The 18,426-nt window shown below is 63.4% G+C and carries 15 protein-coding genes and 1 pseudogene; 8 read left to right on the plus strand and 8 right to left on the minus strand.

Translation table 11 applies throughout. From position 1 onward, the window contains the following. Positions 1-34: 34 nt before the first annotated feature. Complete coding sequence (locus NKJ09_RS25095) at positions 35-1,273, minus strand: ABC transporter substrate-binding protein (RefSeq protein WP_031194918.1); 1,239 nt, start codon at positions 1,271-1,273, stop codon at positions 35-37. Positions 1,274-1,669: 396 nt separating this feature from the next. Between NKJ09_RS25095 and NKJ09_RS25100 the strand changes: the two genes are divergently transcribed. Continuing rightward, positions 1,670-2,740 (plus strand): LacI family transcriptional regulator, encoded by a 1,071-nt coding sequence (locus NKJ09_RS25100; protein ID WP_352495505.1) that lies wholly within the window; start codon positions 1,670-1,672, stop codon positions 2,738-2,740. Between the two features lie 310 nt (positions 2,741-3,050). Here the strand turns inward: NKJ09_RS25100 and NKJ09_RS25105 are convergent. Beyond that, a pseudogene (locus NKJ09_RS25105) lies at positions 3,051-3,236 on the minus strand (tyrosine-type recombinase/integrase); the annotation flags it as partial. Between the two features lie 175 nt (positions 3,237-3,411). Here NKJ09_RS25105 and NKJ09_RS25110 point away from each other — a divergent pair. The 3 genes from NKJ09_RS25110 (at position 3,412) to NKJ09_RS25120 (ending at position 6,576) form a co-directional block, all read left to right on the plus strand. Further along, positions 3,412-4,494, plus strand: a complete 1,083-nt coding sequence (locus NKJ09_RS25110; RefSeq protein ID WP_352495506.1) for a type 1 glutamine amidotransferase family protein — start codon at positions 3,412-3,414, stop codon at positions 4,492-4,494. Between the two features lie 122 nt (positions 4,495-4,616). Next, complete coding sequence (locus NKJ09_RS25115) at positions 4,617-5,639, plus strand: AraC family transcriptional regulator (RefSeq protein WP_352495507.1); 1,023 nt, start codon at positions 4,617-4,619, stop codon at positions 5,637-5,639. A 109-nt stretch (positions 5,640-5,748) separates the two neighbouring features. Further along, positions 5,749-6,576, plus strand: a complete 828-nt coding sequence (locus NKJ09_RS25120; protein ID WP_352495508.1) for an SDR family NAD(P)-dependent oxidoreductase — start codon at positions 5,749-5,751, stop codon at positions 6,574-6,576. A 313-nt stretch (positions 6,577-6,889) separates the two neighbouring features. Here the strand turns inward: NKJ09_RS25120 and gnd are convergent, their stop codons facing one another. From gnd to NKJ09_RS25150, 6 genes are all read right to left on the minus strand, one after another. Then, on the minus strand, positions 6,890-8,314 hold the full coding sequence (gnd, locus tag NKJ09_RS25125) for an NADP-dependent phosphogluconate dehydrogenase (protein WP_352495509.1): 1,425 nt from the start codon (positions 8,312-8,314) through the stop codon (positions 6,890-6,892). Between the two features lie 140 nt (positions 8,315-8,454). Continuing rightward, complete coding sequence (locus NKJ09_RS25130) at positions 8,455-10,092, minus strand: copper resistance CopC/CopD family protein (protein ID WP_502901328.1); 1,638 nt, start codon at positions 10,090-10,092, stop codon at positions 8,455-8,457. 52 nt (positions 10,093-10,144) lie between these two features. Next, positions 10,145-10,663 (minus strand): YcnI family copper-binding membrane protein, encoded by a 519-nt coding sequence (locus tag NKJ09_RS25135; RefSeq protein ID WP_023721958.1) that lies wholly within the window; start codon positions 10,661-10,663, stop codon positions 10,145-10,147. A gap of 25 nt (positions 10,664-10,688) precedes the next feature. Then, a complete protein-coding gene (locus NKJ09_RS25140) occupies positions 10,689-11,225 on the minus strand; it encodes a copper chaperone PCu(A)C (protein WP_352483617.1) in 537 nt (178 codons plus the stop codon). Positions 11,226-11,324: 99 nt separating this feature from the next. After that, positions 11,325-11,681, minus strand: coding sequence for a DUF2946 family protein (locus NKJ09_RS25145; RefSeq protein ID WP_352483618.1), 357 nt, complete (start codon positions 11,679-11,681; stop codon positions 11,325-11,327). Positions 11,682-11,800: 119 nt separating this feature from the next. After that, complete coding sequence (locus NKJ09_RS25150; RefSeq protein ID WP_352483619.1) at positions 11,801-12,703, minus strand: GntR family transcriptional regulator; 903 nt, start codon at positions 12,701-12,703, stop codon at positions 11,801-11,803. A gap of 255 nt (positions 12,704-12,958) precedes the next feature. Between NKJ09_RS25150 and NKJ09_RS25155 the strand changes: the two genes are divergently transcribed. From NKJ09_RS25155 to NKJ09_RS25170, 4 genes are all read left to right on the plus strand, one after another. Next, the gene (locus tag NKJ09_RS25155; protein WP_031194923.1) at positions 12,959-14,464 is read left to right on the plus strand and encodes a UxaA family hydrolase; all 1,506 of its coding nucleotides are present in this window, start codon (positions 12,959-12,961) and stop codon (positions 14,462-14,464) included. A 333-nt stretch (positions 14,465-14,797) separates the two neighbouring features. Further along, the gene (locus NKJ09_RS25160) at positions 14,798-15,793 is read left to right on the plus strand and encodes an ABC transporter substrate-binding protein (protein ID WP_352495511.1); all 996 of its coding nucleotides are present in this window, start codon (positions 14,798-14,800) and stop codon (positions 15,791-15,793) included. Positions 15,794-15,896: 103 nt separating this feature from the next. Beyond that, positions 15,897-17,450 carry a sugar ABC transporter ATP-binding protein gene (locus tag NKJ09_RS25165; RefSeq protein WP_023721964.1) on the plus strand — a complete coding sequence of 518 codons (1,554 nt, stop codon included), beginning with the start codon at positions 15,897-15,899 and terminating at the stop codon, positions 17,448-17,450. Then, on the plus strand, positions 17,447-18,412 hold the full coding sequence (locus NKJ09_RS25170) for an ABC transporter permease (RefSeq protein WP_352483622.1): 966 nt from the start codon (positions 17,447-17,449) through the stop codon (positions 18,410-18,412). The genes NKJ09_RS25165 and NKJ09_RS25170 overlap by 4 nt, the downstream gene beginning before the upstream one ends. Positions 18,413-18,426: the final 14 nt, after the last annotated feature.

Below are 18,426 nucleotides of genomic sequence, written 5' to 3' on the forward strand. Positions count from 1 at the left end.
CGCAGGGGCGGGAGTGAGGCGCTTGATCGATCGCTCAATCGGCCGAACCGACGATGGCGGCGAAGCGCTTCTGCGCATCTTCCACGGTCATGTCCTGCTTGGCGAAGAACTCGGAGAACAGATCCTCCTTTTGCTTCTGCGTATCCTGCGAAAGCAACTGGTCCGTCCAAGGCATGACATTGCCCTTGGCGAGGATTTCGAGGCCCTTCTTCATGCAGTCGTTCGCCGCCTTGAGGTCGACGTCGCCGCGCACCGGCAGCGAACCCTTCTTGAGATTGAAGGCGACCTGCGTCTTGGGATCAAGCAGCGTGTGGGCCAGCACTTCCTGCGCCTTCGATTTTTCGGGATCCTTCAGCAGCGGGAAGTAAAAAGCGTCGCCGCCGGTGGCGATCATCTCGTTGAGGCCGAGGCCCGGAAGGCAAGTATAGTCCTTGCCGGCGGTCTGGCCGGCAACCTGGAACTCGCCCTGCGCCCAGTCACCCATGATCTGGCCGCCGGCCTTGCCGGTGATGACCAGGTTGGTGGCCTGGTTCCAGTCCTGCACATTGGTGTTCTTCGCCATCTTGCGGGCGTCGTCCGCGGCCTTGAAGACCTTGGCGACTTCGGGCCCGGCGGCGAATTCCGCGTCCTTGTCCTTATAGACCTTGAGGAAGGCATCGGTGCCGCCGACCGCCGCGAGCAGCACGTCGAAAGCGCCGGAGGCCTGCCAGGGCTGGCCGCCGACCGCGAGCGGCTGGATGCCTGCTTTTTCAAGCGCGGGCGCCGCAGCGACATATTCATTCCAGTTCTTCGGCACCGGCACGCCGGCTTTTTCGAAGGCGGCGTTCGACAGCCACAGCCACTGCCAGGAGTGGATATTGACCGGCACGCAATAGATTTTGCCATCGAGGGTACAGCCGTCGAGCAGGCTCTTCGGCTGCACGATTTCCGTCCACTTTTCCTTGGTGGCGAGATCGGTGAGGTCGCGCATCAGCCCGGCCTGCACCAATTCTTCCGCCTGCCGGCCGTGATTGAACTGGGTCGCGCCCATCGGGTCGCCGCCGGTGATGCGGCTGATCATGATCGGCCGCGCTGTGCCGCCGGAGCCGGCGATGGCGCCGTCAACCCAGTGATTGCCGGTTGCGTCGAAAGCCTTGGCGAGTTCGGCGACCGCTGCCGCCTCGCCGCCGGAGGTCCACCAATGGGTGACTTCCAGATCCGTCGCGGCCGCCGGGCCGGCGAATTGCAGCGCGGTCGTCAATGCCAGCGCAGCAGTCATGAGTTGGTATCGCATTTCGTTCCTCCCAGAATCTGAAACGTTACAGATTTTGGATACGGCAATTGCTTCGGACGCGCAACCCCTCAGGCAAATCCGGCGCCAAATTTTTTCGAAGCGCGAATAAAATCACCTGGCCTGTCGAGCTACCGCATCGCAACAAGAGAGGTTGCACTGCAAAAAATTGGTGCTGCGACGCCAGAAACCCGGAAAAGCCCGTTTCAATCGTTCTTTTTTGCGCCGACCGGAGTACCGCTCGTTTTGCGCCTATCACCAGTGATATCGCGACGGCAGTGACAATCTGTAACGTTTCAGTATATAGCGGTCTCATTCGGTGAAGGCCCGCGGCGTACCCGCGGCCCGCCGATTGCCGGCCTGCCCGGCAACTGCTATGCGCCTGACGGGGCGGGACGAATGAACAGGCATCAAAAAGAGAAGGCCGACGAAGCGTCGGGGCAGGGCCGGCCGACACTGAAGACGCTCGCCTTCATGACCGGGCTGGGCGTCACCACCGTGTCGCGCGCGCTGAAGGACGCGCCCGAGATCGGCGCCGAGACCAGGCGTCGCGTCCAGCTTGTCGCCAAACAAATCGGCTATCGGCCCAACCGTGCCGGCGTCCGCCTGCGCACCGGCAAGACCAATGTCATCAGCCTGGTGCTCAACACCGAGCACGAGATCATGAGCTTTGTCTCGGACATCATCTACGGTGTTTCGGAAGTCATTGCCGATACGCCCTATCACTTGATCGTGACGCCCTATTCACGCTCGCAGGATCCGCTCGACCCGATCCGTTACCTCGTGGAAACCGGTTCAGCCGACGGCGTCATCATTTCGCGCACGCAGCCGAACGACCCGAGGGCACGTTATATGCTGGAGCGCGGCATCCCCTTTGCTACGCATGGCCGCACCGACATGGGGCTGATCCATCCCTACCATGATTTCGACAATTACGCTTTCGCAGCCGAGGCAGTGCGCCATCTGGCCGGCATCGGCCGCCGCCGGCTGGCACTGCTGGCGCCGCCGGTCGAGTTGACCTATCACGGTCACACGCTGAACGGCTTTGCCGATGCGCTGAGCGAGGTCGGTGCCAGCGAGATTCCGTTCAACACCGTTTCGATCGATCATTCGATCGAGCAGATCAGAATGCGGACCGCGCAGCTGATGCGCCGCGACGTCAGGCCGGACGGTTTCATCAGCAGCGCCGCCGCCGCGACGCTTGCCATCGTCGCCGGCATCGAAGACGCCGGCCTCAAGCTTGGCCGCGATGTCGATGTAGTGTCCAAACAATCGTCGGAGCTTCTGCACCTGTTTCGCAGCGAATTGCTGGTCGTCAACGAGAACTTCCGGCTGGCCGGAGCCGAACTCGCCCGCTCGGTGCTGGGCTGGATCGGCGGCGCCGCACCCGGCACCCTGCAAAGCCTGAGCGAGCCGGGTGAAGTCCAGGCTTATCGCCCTCCCGACCAGAGCGGGATACGTTCAAATTGAACTCCCGCTCCATCTATTTGTCATAGCCGCATTTCTGCGGCGCCAAGTGATTCCACTTGGTTGCAAAATGCGCGCTGCTGACTGGCAACCTTGGGGCCGGTAGTTGACCGGCAGCTTCGAGGATCGGATCTTAAGAAGCGGACCTTCAGGAACCCGCGGCGCTCGAGACGGTTCGCGAAACGGGCGATCCGCAGATGCTTTTTCGTGTTATGATGCGGTTACAACACGCGTAGTCTCGACCTCGGCAATCTGGCAGGGGCCGGAAAGCTATACGTTGCCCGGCGCAGGAAAGTTTTGCGCCCGTCCGGCATCGAACTGTGTTCTCGATCTTGCTATGTCCGAGCAAAGTCTGAATCGCTCGTAGATTGCCGGTCGCCTTGTATATGAGCGACGCTTTCGTCCTGCGCAGCGAGTGAGTGCCGTAGTCCTCAGGTGTCAGCCCAATCGCGGTCCCCCACTCGTCGACCAGCCGCGCGTACTGACGCGTGCTCAGGTGACAGGCGTCACCCCCGCACAGTGGCGCGAGCAGAACACCGAGAGATTGGCGGCCATCGCAAGTTTTCTGTCGCATCCTGTAAGTGAATGCGACAGGAGGCGTGCCTAAATCCGCCGATGAATGGCAGGGACGGCCTGACCCTCACCCCGGCCGAAAGCATTGAAAGGAACAAGTCATGCCCACCACCAAGCGCCGCGCACTGATCCTCATCTCGTCCGGCCGCCAGCTGCCGCTGGCCGAACCGGCCGACGTCAAGTCGATCTCGACCGGGTTCTTCCTGGTCGAGATGGCTCAAGTGCTCAAGGAGTTCGAGAACGACTACGAGTTCACCTTCGCTACCCCCGACGGCAACGCCCCTCAACTCGACATCAACGGCATGGCCCTGTCCGTGCAATCCATCGAGAAGACCGGCGCCATGACCATCCCCCTCCGTATGCAGCAGCGCCGCCGCTCGTTCGACGTCAACAGCTTCCGGCAGCGCCACCCCGCGTTGGTCGCCCGCCGCGAGCAGGAAGTTCAGCTGCTGGAGCGACACATCGGCCGGATCCCGGTCTCCGAACTATTGCCTAACAGCGAGCCGGAGCTCGCCGAGTACTGCCCCGAACTGGTTCGCCGCCTCGCAAAGCTGCCCGAGGGCACCTTCCACTCGCTACAGGAACTCGTCCAGCGTCACCGCGACTCGGCCGACCCGTTCACTTTCGCCGACTTTGACTTCATCCACACCCCCGGCGGTCACGCCCCCATGGTCGACTTCCGTGACAACCCGTGGCTCGGCGAAACCCTCCACATAGCCCGGGAGAACAGCGTCATCATCTCGCTGATCTGCCACGCGCCTGTGGCGGTGACCTCCACCCGGCAGCGCATCGACGCTCAGGGCCACCCCTACCTCGTCAGCGACAACCCGTTCCTCGCCGCCACCATCTCGACCGTCCCCACGATCGGCGAGCTGTTCGCGCTGCGGTTCCTCTACCCACGCGTCCCCGGCAAAAAGACCCGAACCTCCTACTTCGTCGACGCGGCCATCAAGGAAGCTGGCTTCACACTCGCGACCTCCCTCAACATCGCCGCCCCGCTACTGGCCTACGAGCCGTCCGTGCGGCTGCTCACCGGCAACGGCCCGCAGGCCATCGACCAGCAGGCCGCTAAGCTGCGCAGTGTCCTCACCAGCACTCGCGCCGCCCGACGCGCTAGCGCCACGCAGTTGAGCATACAACCGTTACGGTCCACCCTGCCGGTCACACAGTGGACGACCCGGTAGGGCAGATGGATGACTGGATCGGTGGCGGATTCGGGTACGCTGTGATCGAACTGGGGCCGGGCTAGACGACGATAGGACAGCGGCGCTCATATGCCGCCATTACGGGTGAGTGAAAGACTGCCATGACACGGCTACCAATCGACAGATGCAAAGTCCCACAGGCCTTTTGGCGCGCTGTAGAGCGGGCTGGCATCTCACCAGCGGCATTGTTGAGGCAAGCTCGGTTGCCTGCGACCCTCCACATTTCCGAAGACGCTTGGGTCAATACCGCTCAATACTTCGAACTCTGGCAAGCACTGGAGGAGCTATCGGGCGACCCTGCGATCGGGCTGCATATCACAGTTGCGGCAGATACATCGGTCCATCCCCCCGCGACCATGTCGGCCTTCTTCGCCAAGGATTTCCGTGACGGCCTCAACCGTCTTGCCAGGTTCAAGCGGCTTTGCACCCCGGAAGAGCTGCACGTGATAGAACGTGATGGTGAGGCTTTTGTCAGCTTCGACTGGATCCACGCCGTTGGCACGGAGCCTGACGTAGCGGTCGATGTGACGTTTGCAGCAATCCTTGAACTGGGACGACGCGGAACAGGTCGTCACATCGTCCCGCTGCGAGTGGACATGACCCGAAAAGGCCCGACGACCCGAGCGCACAAGGAGTACCTCGGAGCGCCAATAACCTTCGGGGCGCCCAAGAACCAGCTGGTGCTGCGTGCCGATGATCTGGATCGACCGTTCGCTGGGCACAACCCCGAGCTGCTCGCCATCCTTACACCGGCACTGTTGGCCTCGCTCGACGAGATCGATGCGCAAAGCTCGTCGCCAGAACAAGTGAAGATTGTCCTGAAGCGGCGGTTGGCCAGCGGCAAGCCCGAACTATCGGACGTGGCCAACGTCCTGGGGATGAGCGAACGCACGCTGCAGCGCCGTATTTCGGAATCTGGGACAAGTTTCAGGCTGCTACTGGAGGCTTCCCGCCAGGAACTCGGTCGCGAAATGCTGGCCAGCGGCGCGAACGCGGCTGATGAGATTGCCTATCTATTAGGGTATCAGGATACCAGCTCGTTCTATCGCGCCTTCCGCGAATGGGAAGGTGTCACCCCCGCACGGTGGCGCGAGCAGAACACCGAGGCCTCTCGCCTAAACTAGAGATTGGCGCCCATCGCCAGTTTTCTGTCGCAACCTGCAAATGAATTCGACAGGGGGCCTGCCTACCTCAAGAGAAGTGCCCAATGGCACGCAACCATGAGGTAGATCGATGTCGAAAGTCTGGTTCATTACAGGCGCCAACCGTGGCTTTGGTCGAGTGTGGGCGGAAGCCGCACTCGAGCGCGGCGACAGGGTTGCCGCGACGAGCCGGCAGCCTGAGGCCTTGCAGGATCTCGTCACTCAATTCCGCGATGCGGTCCTGCCCCTGCGGCTGGATGTGACCGATCGCGCCGCCGCAATTGCCGCTGTCGGACAGGCTGCCAAAACATTTGGTGGTCTCGACGTTGTCGTCAACAATGCGGGCTACGGCCTTTTCGGTGCGGTCGAAGAAGTCACGGAGCAGCAGGTGCGCGATCAGCTCGAAGTGAATTTCTTCGGTGTGCTGAACGTCACGCAGGCTGTCTTGCCCATCCTGCGCAAGCAGGGGCATGGCCATATCATCCAGGTGTCCAGCATCGGTGGCCTGATGTCCTACCCCAATCTGGGGGCCTATCACGCCTCCAAGTGGGCGGTCGAAGGCCTCACCGAGTCGCTGGCGCAGGAGGTTGCCCCGTTCGGCATCAAAGTGACCTTGGTGGAACCGGGCGGCTATGCCACCGACTGGGGCAGGGGCTCGGCCGTCCACGCCAACCCGGCGCCGCAGTATGACCCTCTGCGCCGTGGCCAGGCAGACATCTGGGCCAACCTGCCCGCGGAGTTCATTGGCGAACCGACGGCGACGGGTCCGGCGATCCTGCAGGTCGTCGATGCCGCCGAGCCCCCGACCCGGATCTTTTTCGGGCTCACCCCAACCAAGACCATCGTGGATATCTACGCCAAGCGCCTCCAGACCTGGAAGGATTGGGAGGCGGTTTCGATCGCGGCCAACGGCCACTGAAGCAGCAGCCTGCGGGGCCTGCCGATTGGCGGCCCCGCACAGGTCAAACGACCGCCACTGACCGCTTCCAATCGGGCATTGAGGTAGCTCCAACGTTCGCCTCCGCTTCGTTTCGTCCTGCGCGGGTCACGCTTTTTTCGTGGTCGGATAGCGGCGCGCGCCGAAGCTGCCACAAGCATTGGTCGGATCGGCTCGGGGTGCCTTGCTTTTGGACGCGCTATGATGCGCAGCAGACAGTTGCGGCGTTGCCCCGGCGAAAGAACGGCAGCTATTGGGAAGTCGCCGAGGCGGCTTGGACGGCCGAAATAGGGCGCTAACCCGCCGCCCCACTCCCCCATGGGCCATGGAAAGCGCCCTGCCCGTCGATGCGCTCGAAGCCGTGCGCGCCGAAGAAATCGCGTTGCGCCTGGATCAGGTTCGAAGTGCCGCGGCCCTGCCGGTAACTGTCGAAATAGGCAAGTGCCGATGACAGGGCCGGCACCGGCGAGCCGGCTTCGGCTGCCCTTGCCACGACACGGCGAAGCGACGGATGTGCCTCCTGCATCAATGAAACGAAAGCCGCCGCCATCAACAGGTTGGTGGCTGCGCCGCCGGCGCCGAAGGCCTCCGCCATTGTATCCAGCAATTGCGAGCGGATGATGCAGCCGGCCCGCCAGATCTTGGCGATGACCGGCATCGGCAGGTTCCAGTTGAATTCCTTCGACGCGCCGCTCATCACCGCGAAGCCTTGCGCGTAGGCGGCGATCTTGCCGGCAAACAGCGCCAGCTCGAGATCGCCGAGCAGCGCGTCCCTGTCCCCAGAAATCTTGCTCACGCCGCCGCCATAGACCTTTTCGGCGGCAAGCCGCTCGTCCTTGATCGACGACAGCACGCGGGCCGCCACCGCCGCTTCGATTGCGGTGGCCGGGATGCCGAGCTGCTGCGCCTCGATCACCGACCATTTGCCGGTGCCTTTCTGGCCGGCGCGGTCGAGAATGATGTCGACCACCGGTTTGCCGGTCTTGGGGTCGTCGGCGGCCAGCACCTTGGCGGTGATCTCGATCAGGTACGAGTTGAGCCTGCCCGTGTTCCACTGGGAAAACACCTCAGTGATCTCTTTCGGCCCCATGCCTAGCCCGTCACGCAAGATGCCGTAGATCTCGGCGATCATCTGCATATCGGCATATTCGATGCCGTTGTGGATGGTCTTGACGAAATGGCCGGCGCCGTCGGTGCCAAGCCACGCCGCGCAAGGCTCGCCCTTGAACTTGGCCGAGATTGCGGTCAGCACTCTTTCGACGCGCCTCCAGGACTCTTCGGTGCCGCCGACCATGATCGAGGGACCGTGGCGTGCGCCCTCCTCGCCGCCGGACACGCCCATGCCGATGAAGGTCAGGCCCGAATCGGTAAGCTCCGAGAAGCGCCGCATCGTATCGCGGAAATTGGCATTACCGGCGTCGATGACGATGTCGTTGGCCGACAGCACGCCGCGCAATGCCGTGATCTGCTCGTCGACCGGCTTGCCGGCCAGCACCATGATGATGATCGGCCGCGGCGGCCGGATCGCGGCGGCCAGTTCCTCGAGGCTATAGCAGGGCACCACCCTGTCTCTGAGCGCGCCGGCATTTTCGACAAAGGCATCGGTGCGCGCCGCGGTGCGGTTGAAGACGGCGATGCGGTGCCCCTTCTCGGCGATATTGAGCGCCAGGTTGGAGCCCATCGTGCCAAGGCCGATCAGGCCGATTTCGGCTTTTTCCATCGTTTCTTCCCTGCTTTCGGATCTTGTTGGTTTGAGCCCGCGATTGGGTTGGATGCCCATTCTTGATGACGATGATTGACGGGCCTTCAAGGCCGCGTCAACCGTCTCGCCGAATTGTGTTGCGCAGACCAGCGCCGTCTTCATGGCCGGATATCGATCGGCGCTTCGATCTTCACCATCTCGAAATCCGAGACCAGGATATCGAGCCGCGCTGTCCACCGGCCGGCGACCGGAATGACGAGATCGTCGACGCGCCAGGTGCCGTCGCCGGGCTTCGTCGCAGGGCGTTTTATCGGCTCGATGCCGGAATCGGGCTTTGACAGCACCAGCGTCACCTGCTTGGCGTCGAGCGGGCCGAAATCGCCGCTCATGATGAAGATCGAAGCAGCAACAGGTCCGGTGTGGCCGGGCGCAATGCTGAGATCGGCCATCGCTTGCTGCGTGTGGATATGCACCGATGCCGGCTGTGCCGCGGCGATTGCCAGCGCCCGCGGCGGCGGCGTGAAGCGCCAGCCGGCGCCAACTCCGAAGATCGCCACCACGATCAGCACCTCGATGGCGATCGAGCGGGCCAGCCGCCGCTGGACTTCCGTATTTCCTGCCTCGGCCGAGGCCGTGAGCTTGAAGCGGTTGACGGCGGCGAGCGTGAACAGAAAGACGAGCAGCACGAGCTTGAGCAGCAGCAGCCGGCCATAAGCGGTGTGGACCAGCGCCGACGGCGTTTGCACCTGGATGACGGCGAGCACGATGCCGGCTGCCGCAAGCACGGCCACGACGAACAGGATCGCTCGCGAAAACCGTCGCAGCAATGGCCCGGCTTTGGCCGGCTGCCGTTTCAAGGCAAGACCAAGCGGCGCCAGCGCCCCGGCCCAGACGGCGATACCAGTTCCGTGCAGAAACACCATCGGCCTGGTCAGCCATTGCGGCTCGGCGGCACTGGCATGCCCGCTGGCGGCAAGTGCTGCGCCGACGCCAGCCAGTCCGGCCAAGGCGAGCGGCTTTGCGTCGGCGGGCGGCACGACCAGCGATAATAGGCTGAGGCCGAGCGCCATCAGCGCGATCAGCACCGTCCAGCCGAAGCTGGTGCCCAGCCCGGTCTGCCAGATGACCGGCTGCGCCAGCCGGGCAAGCGGCGCGCCAAGCGCATCCAGCCCCTGCAGGCCGAGCGACAGCGTTGCGGCGGCCAGCCCGCACAGGATTGCCGCGACGATCAGGCGCTGGCCGGATCGCCCGCCTTGCGCCAGCCAGGCCAGCGCAAAGGCACCCCCGACGCCGAAAAACAGGCCGATATATAGAAAAATCTTGCCGATCCAGAACGCCGTTCGAAGCACCCGGTCGACGGCTTCGGAGGCGGCCGGCGCAGCACTCGGTGCGCCGACCGAGAACAGCACCGAGCCGCCGACCGGATGCCCGTCGGCGGAGATCACTCGCCAGCTCAGCACATGCGTGCCGGATGTCAGCGCCTGCGGATTGTCGATCTCGACGGTCTGGCCGCTGAGCTGGAAAGAGCTCAGCGGGACCGCCGTGCCGTCGGGCCGCACCAGCGTCAGCACCAGCGGCGAAACCGGCTCGCTGAAGGTCAGCGACATCTGCGACGGGCTCTGCGCCAGCACCGCACCGTCAGCCGGCTCGGCCTTGATCAGCGCCGCATGGGCGAAGGCCGGATCAGGCATGGCAATTACGGCGAGCAGCACGATGGCGGCGAGCAGGCCAGCCACAAGCCGGCCAGAATGGTTGCCGGCCATGCAAGCTCGCCGCAGGAAGGATGCCGCGCTCATCTCACCGCCAAGAGCAGCGGCGCGCTCATCCGCCAAAGCGCGCCGCTGGAGCTCACTTCTTCGGCAGCAGCTTGAGGCCGGGCGCCGGAAATTCCAGCGCGTCCTCAGCCTGCCCGACCGCCGGAATTTCAATCCAGCGATCGGCGACGCCGTCACATTCCTGCACCACCGGGAAATGCAGCGTCTGGCCTGCCGGCAGGTCGGACGCCAGTGTCGTGCGAAAGACGAATTCGTCGTAGAATTCGTCCGGCAGGCTGCCGGCGCTCCAGTCGACCTCCTTGACGCCGCTGGTCACTGCCTGGCCGTAGAGCTGGTAGGACTTCTCGTATTTGCCGTTCTTGACCTGCAGCGTCCAGCCCGGCTTCGGCATCGGTTTGACCGAGAGCACCCCTTCCGGGATCTGCACGCGCAAGGCGGTCGTTGCCTTGCCCTCGCAGCCATGCGGCACCCGAAGAACCGCCTTGTAGGTCGAGCCGACCGCCGCCTCCGGCGTTTCGAGCGTGATGTGGGCGAAGGCCGCGCTGGTCCCGAGAACAAGAAGCACGCAGCCGGGCAAAAGAGATTTCTTCATGATGGTACCTCTCGAAGCGGCCAAGTCAGTCGTCGTCCTGGGGTGCCGCACTGCCGATGCCTTGCACGGCGAATTCAATCTGCACGGGCCCGGCTTTCTCGAAGGTCAGCGTGGCGGAGAACATTTCGCCCTCCTTGGGCCGCCGCTTCAAATCCATGAACATCAAATGATAGCCCTTAGGCGCCAGCGCGACCTTGCCGCCGGCCGGGATTTCGAGGCCGCCGGTGACCGGCCGCATGGTCATGACGCCATTGCTGACGCCCATCTCGTGCAGTTCGGCCTTAACCGAAATGTCGGAGGTGATCGACAGCAGGCGATCCGGCGCACTGCCGGTGTTGGTGATGGTGAAGTAGCCGCCGGCTACCTTGGCGCCGGCTGGCGTGGCGCGCGACCAGGGGTGCCCGATCTCGAGACCGCCAAGCTTGAACTCATGTGCCAACACCGTCTGGGCGTTGGCGAACAGGAGGGCAAGAACGCAAAGGGCGACGCCGAGACGCTGCTCGAAACTACCCAGTGAGAAGCGCCTGCGGCTGGATGCGGCAGCGCGAAAAGAGTGAGACATGATTGCTCCGTGGATTTTAAGAGATCGCGCCGATGCCGGTCGCGAACGATGTCGATAAACGCGCCGGCCAAGGGTGTGCGCGGCGCAAACCAGAACGGATCAGGCCGTCGCCGGTGGTGCGCGCGGATTGGACGGAGTGCGGGCGCGGGCGAAATCGCGATGCCGGAAGGCCGGCAGGAAAAAGGCGATGGTTTCGACGGAAGGGCTGCGAGACAGGCTCCCGGTGGCATCGGGCGGCGCGTAGACCGCCGAAACGAGGTTGCAGCCAAGCATGCAGCAAGCCGGCATGTGCTGCTGATGCGGATCCCCGGCCGGGAGTTGCGCCGCACCGTCATGGGTGCAGATCGTGTTGCCGAAAGCATCGAATTGCGAGGCGTTCGGCTCGATGCCGGAAGCAAACGCGCCGAACATCGACTGGAGCACGAAAAGCCAGGCCGCGGCGAACGCGACCGGCATGCTCCATCGTCTCCGGCGTATGGTCAAGAACCAGCCTCTTCACGCAGCAACGTCAGCTCTCTAGCACGGAGCCGGCGGCCGGAAAATCGCCAAAACGTTGCTGCGGCAACGCAACACAATCACGCGCGCAGCGGCTGCCTGCCCTCCGGGATCGACGTCAGCAGCGTGTGGCGGGCCGATTTCAGGTGCTTGCGGCAGGCGGCGTCGACCTTGGCGAGATCGCGCGATTTGAGCGCGGCGATATAGGCGAGATGCTCCTGGACCGCGACTTCGTTGCGCTCGCGCTCCTGCGCCTTGTTCCACTGGTAGTGGTAGTGGAAGATCATGGCGATGACGTCGTAGAAATCGACGATGAAGCGGTTGTGCGAGGCGCGGTGGATCAGCCGGTGAAAGCGCTCGTCGAGCTCGGAGAACGCGTTGAAGCGCACGGCGATCTCGCGCGCCAGCAGGCGATGCTCGTCTTCCAGGCTGTCGAGGTCGGCCCAGACCGGGCTGTCCTCGGGCAGAGCGGCAAAGGCGGCGGCCGAGCGCAGTTCGAACATCTCGCGGATTTCGGTCAGCTCCAGCGCGAAGGCGCGGGTAAAGCCTTTCAGCACCCAATGACTGTTGCGGCGCTTCTCGATCAGGCCGAAGCGCGAGAAGCGGATCAGGAATTCGCGCACGCTGGTGGTGCCGACGCCGATCTCGCGCGCCAGTTCGAGTTCGTTGATCTGCATGCCGGCCTCGGCGCCACCGGCAAGCAGCCGCCGCATGAAGGAGCGTTCGATGATCTCGGCCAGCGTGTCGGTCTCTTCCTCGGGAAAAAAATCGTCCGGCCGCGGCTCGCGCAGAACCGTCTTGCTGCGCTTGTTCCAATCGATCAGCCCGGTCTCTTCCATGCGGGCAAGGATGGTGCGGACGGTCGTGCGGCTGACGCCGAGCAGCGTGCCCAGCTCCGGCTCCGAAGGCAGGCTCCTGGTTTCGTCGAGCAGCCTAAGACCGCGATTATAGGCGTCCTTGTATACGTTGTTGCTCTTCGACATCCCCTGCCCCGTGGCGCGCCGGCGTTGCGGCCGGCGTGAAGCTTTTCTCGCGCATGAAATCGGAATCGCTTCGGAAAACATCATGCGCAACGCTAGTTTTGGTTGTAGAGCCTACGTCGCGCATCCAAAAGACGCGTCGCGCTCTGGCGAAAAAACAATTGACGCAAAAATGTTTTTTCACGATAAAAGACATTATATGTTAAGAGCGGCGTGTCAATCCGCTCGCGCACCCAGGAACATACCCAGGAAGCTCCCGTGAACGCCGCAAACAGCATTCTTCTGTCTCCCGCCGACAATGTCGCGGTCGCCAATGGCCGCATCGAGATCGGCACCGTACTGCCGGGTGGCGCCGTCGCCGCCGCGCTGATCGAGCCGGGCCACAAGGTGGCGATCAAGCCGATTGCCGCCGGCGAAGCCGTGGTCAAATACGCCCAGGCAATCGGCCGCGCCACGCAGGACATCGCGCCCGGCGAGCATGTCCATTCGCACAATCTGGTCTTCGAAAGCGGGCGTTTGCCGGTGGTGCCGCCGAGCGAGGCCGTGCACGCGACCGAGGCCGACCGCGCCCGCACCTTCATGGGCTACCGCCGTGCCGACGGCCGTGCCGGCACGCGCAACTTCATCGGCATTCTCGCCAGCGTCAATTGCTCGGCCACCGTCTGCCATGCCATCGCCGACGCGGCGAACCGCACGCTTCTGCCGCAATATCCCGGCATCGACGGCTTCGTCCCGATCGTCCACGGCCAGGGCTGCGGCATGAGCGCCACCGGCGATGGCATGATGGTGCTGCACCGCACGCTGGCCGGCTATGCACGTCATCCGAATTTCGGCGGCGTGCTGATGGTCGGGCTCGGCTGCGAGGTCAACCAGCTCACCCTCTATGGCCAGAAGGGCGTCGCCGCGGGAAAACGCCATTTCAACATCCAGGAAGCCGGCGGCTCGCGCAAATCGGTCGAGAAGGCGCTGGTCGTGCTGGCCGAGATCGCCGAAGAGGTCGGCAAGCTTCAGCGTGAGCCGATCCCGGTCAGCGAGATCGTCGTCGGCCTGCAATGCGGCGGCTCCGACGGCATGTCCGGCATCACTGCCAACCCGGCGCTGGGTGCGGCCGTCGACATTTTGGCCGGCGTCGGCGGCGTCGGCATCCTCTCCGAAACGACGGAGATCTACGGCGCCGAGCACCTGCTTGCCTATCGCGCCGCAACTCCCGAGATCGCCGCCAAGCTCGACGGCTACGTGAAATGGTGGGAAGACCATGTCGCCAAGCATGGCGCATCCATCGACAACAATCCCTCGCCGGGCAACAAGCGCGGCGGCCTGACCACCATCCTGGAAAAGTCGCTCGGCGCGGTCGCCAAGGGCGGCCAGACGCCGCTCAACGGCGTCTTCGGCTATGCCGAAAAGGTCACCGGGCACGGGCTGGTGTTCATGGACACGCCCGGCTACGACCCGGTCTCGGCCACCGGCCAGGTGGCGGGTGGCGCGAACGTCATCGTCTTCACCACCGGCCGCGGCTCCTGCTTCGGCTGCCGGCCGACGCCGTCGATCAAGGTCGCCAGCAACTCGACCATGTACCACACCATGGAAGAGGACATGGACGTGAATTGCGGCGTCATCGCCTCGGGCGAAAAGACCATTGCCGGCATGGGCCGCGAGATCTTCGAACTGATCGTCGAGACAGCTTCGGGCCGCAAGACCAAGAGCGAGGAATTCGGCTACGGCGACAACGAGTTCGTGCCGTGGCACCTCGGTGCGACGCTCTAAGCCGGACCGCTCGCGACAGTCGCGAACACCTGACGTGATCGCCAGGTGTCGCAGTTCGTACATCCCCGAAAAAAGAATGAACATTCCATATTGACTGAGTGATGGAATTAATATTCCATGCGACATATTGGAGGAGATTGGCAGCGGAGTTCCGACAGAAAAAACTCTTCCGCCTAGCCATCCGAGGCAGGCATCAAACAGCGCTTGCGCCTACCAAGATGATGCATTATCAAAAATGCGGTAAATGTTTTTTATTGATAAAGTTCCGTTTCGGCCGCGCCATCCGAATGGAGCTTCCATAACATTCACCGGGCGACTTAGGGAGGACTCCTAATGAAATTCGTGATCAGCATTCTCAATCGCCGCGCCTTCGTGGCACTCACAGCCGCCTCGATGCTTGCCGGCGTGATGCATTCGGCCCCGGCATCCGCGGCCGACGTGACCATTCCGATCATCGTCAAGGACACCACGTCCTTCTACTGGCAGATCGTTCTGGCCGGCGCCCGCAAGGCCGGCAAGGACCTGGGCGTCAACGTGCCGGAGCTCGGCGCCCAGGCCGAGACCGACGTCAACGGCCAGATCTCGATCCTCGAAAATGCCGTCGCCGGCAACCCGGCCGCCGTCGTCATCGCGCCGACCGAAGCCAAGGCGCTCGGCAAGCCGATCGACGAGGCCGCCACCAAGGTCAAGATCATCGGTATCGACTCCGGTGCCGACTCCAAGGCCTTCACCTCGTTCCTGACCACCGACAACATTCAGGGCGGCCGCGTCGCCGCTGACGGCCTTGCCGCAGCCATCGGCGAAGCCAATGGCGGCAAGGTCGAGGGCGACGTCGCCCTGATCACCGCGCTTCCGGGCGCCGGCTCGCTCGAACAGCGCGCCCAGGGTTTTAAGGAACAGCTCGCCGCCAAATATCCCGGCCTCAAGCTGGTCGCCGACAAATACGCCGACGGCCAGGCCACCACCGGCCTCAACATCGCCACCGACCTGATCACCGCCAACCCCAACCTCAAGGGCATCTTCGCCTCCAACCTGATCATGGCGCAGGGCGTCGGTCAGGCGATCGCCGAGAACAGCCTCGCAGGCAAGGTCGGGCTGGTCGGCTTCGACAGCGACGAGAAGCTGATCAAGTTCCTCAATGACGGCGTCATTTCGGCGCTCGTCGTCCAGGATCCGTACCGGATGGGCTATGACGGCATCAAGACGGCGCTTGCCGCCTCGAAGGGCGAGAAGGTCGAAGCCAATGTCGACACCGGCGCCAACCTGGTTACCAAGGCCAACATGAAGGATCCGAAGATCGACGCGCTGCTCAACCCGAAGCTCGACTGAGCATCGCCGCTGTGAACTGTTTCCGGGGCCTTTTCGCCCCGGAAACATCCCACTCGTGCCAATCGCGAGGCCAATCTTTGGGGGTCAATCTGGGAGGATTGTCATGATGTCGACGGCGCAGGAACTCCATCCGGCTCCAACGCTTGAACCGGGCAGGACCATCCTCGAACTCCGCGGGCTGGAAAAGCGCTATCCCGGCACTCACGCGCTGAAGCCGGTCGACCTCGCCTTCAAGGCCGGCGAGATCCACGCCATCGTCGGCGAGAACGGCGCCGGCAAATCCACCCTGATCAAGCTTCTGACCGGCGTCATGCCGCGCACCTCCGGCGACGTCATCTGGGAGGGCAAGCCTGCCGCATTGGCGACGCCGCATGAGGCGATGGCGCTCGGCATCAATGCCGTGCATCAGGAAGTCGTCCTGTGCCGCCATCTCACCGTCGCCGCCAACATGTTCCTCGGCGAGGAGGATTCCCGTTTCGGTATCCTGCAGCAGCGGGCGATGGTCAGGCAGGCGCAGAAGATCATCGACGATCTCGGCTTCGACCTGCCGGCGCATGTCAAGCTGGGTGACCTGACCATCGGTCAGCAGCAGTTGATCGCCGCCGCCCGCGCCACCGTGCGCGGCACCAAATTCCTGATCTTCGACGAACCGACCGCCTACCTCACCCGCAAGGAGGCCGACCAGCTGTTCACGCTGATCCGCCGGCTGAAGGGCGAAGGCGTCACCATCATCTACATCAGCCATCGCATGGAAGAAGTGTTCGAGCTCGCCGACCGCGTCTCGGTGCTGCGCGACGGCACGCTGGTCGGCACCAGGAATATCGCCGAGACCAATGACGCCGAGCTGGTCAAGATGATGATCAACCGCTCGATCGAGCAGGTCTACCACAAGGAGCATTTCACCCCGGGCGCGATGCTTGTAGAAACCAGGAACCTGTCCGGCAAGGGTTTCGAAAATGTCTCGATGTCCGTCCGCGCCGGCGAGATCGTCGGCCTCTACGGGCTGATCGGCGCCGGCCGCAGCGAGTTCGTCACCACGCTCTATGGCCGCCACCGCAAGGCGGCCGGCCAGATCCTCTGGGAGGGCAAGGAGGTCAAGGTCAATTCAGAACATGACGCGATCAGGCTCGGCATGGCGCTGGCCCCGGAAAGCCGCCGCGACCAGGGCCTCTGCCTCAACCTGCCGGTCGGGCTCAACCTCAATCTGCCGATCTACAAGCGCATCTCAAGCAATCTGCTGATCTCCCGCGCGCAGGAAAAAGCCCAGGCCGATCGCCAGATCGCCGACCTGCGCATCAAGACGCCGACGCGAAGTGCGCTGGCCTCCAGCCTGTCCGGCGGCAATCAGCAGAAGATCGTCATCGGCAAATGGCTCGCGCACGGCGCCAAGCTGTTCATCTTCGACGAGCCGACCGTCGGCGTCGATGTCGGCACCAAGGCCGAGATCTACCGCCTGTTTGGCGCGCTGTTATCCAAGGGCGCCGGCATCATCCTGATCTCGTCCTACCTGCCCGAGGTCTATGAGCTCGCCGACACGCTGCACGTGTTCCGGCGCGGCAAGCTGGTGGCCACGCATGGGTTTCATACCGCTGATCACGAGGAGATCCTCACCCAGGCGCTGGCCGAGAAACAAGAAAGACCGGGAGGACGGATATGAGCACCGAGGCGATCGCTGCCGAAAGGCCGAAACGCAACTACAACGCCCTGTTCGGGCTGACACTGCTGGCACTGCTGGTTCTTTTGTGGATCATCTTGTCGGTGGCGACGCCGAGCTTCGCCTCGGCCAACAACATCTCGAACCTGTTGCGGCAAGGGTCGATGATCGCCATCCTGGCGGTCGGCCAGACCTTCGTAATCATCACCGGCGGCATCGACCTTTCCGTCGGCGCCGTTGTCGGCTTCGCCACCGTCATCGTCGCGATGCTGATCAACGCCGGCACACCGGTTTTCCTAGCCATCCTGATTACCTTGCTGGTCGGCGTCGCCATTGGCATGTTCCATGGCTTCGGCATCGTCAAGATGGGCTTGCCACCCTTCATCATCACCCTGGCGACGCTGACCTCGCTGCGCGGCATCGGCCTGTTGATGACCAACGGCAACTCGATCTCGATCAACAACGACGCCTTTCAGACGTTCTCGCGCAGTTCCTTCGTCGGCGTCCCCAATCTGTTCTGGATGGTGATCCTGGTCGGCATTCCGGCCTACATCTTCCTGCACCACAGCCGCTGGGGCCGTTACCTGTTCTCGGTCGGCTCCAACGCCGAGGCATCGCGTCTGTCGGGCGTCAACGTCCAGCGCACAATCTACATGGCCTATACGTTGTCGGGGCTGTGTGCGGCCTTCGTCGGCGTGCTGCTCGCGTCGCGCATCGGCATCGGCAATCCGACGCAGGCCGAGGGCTGGGAATTGCAGGCGATCGCTTCTTCGGTGATCGGCGGCACGTCGCTGTTCGGCGCTGTCGGCTCCGTGCACGGGCCGCTGCTCGGCGCCTTCATCCTTGCCACCATCAACAACGGCGCCAATCTGCTCAACGTCAACGCCTTCTGGCAGCGCATTATCACCGGGGTGCTGATCATCGTCATCGTCTATTTCGACGGGCTGCGCCGCCGCGGCAAATAGATCGCCCCCTAACA

The sequence above is a fragment of the Mesorhizobium sp. M0189 genome (assembly GCF_040322135.1).
Lineage (GTDB): Bacteria > Pseudomonadota > Alphaproteobacteria > Rhizobiales > Rhizobiaceae > Mesorhizobium.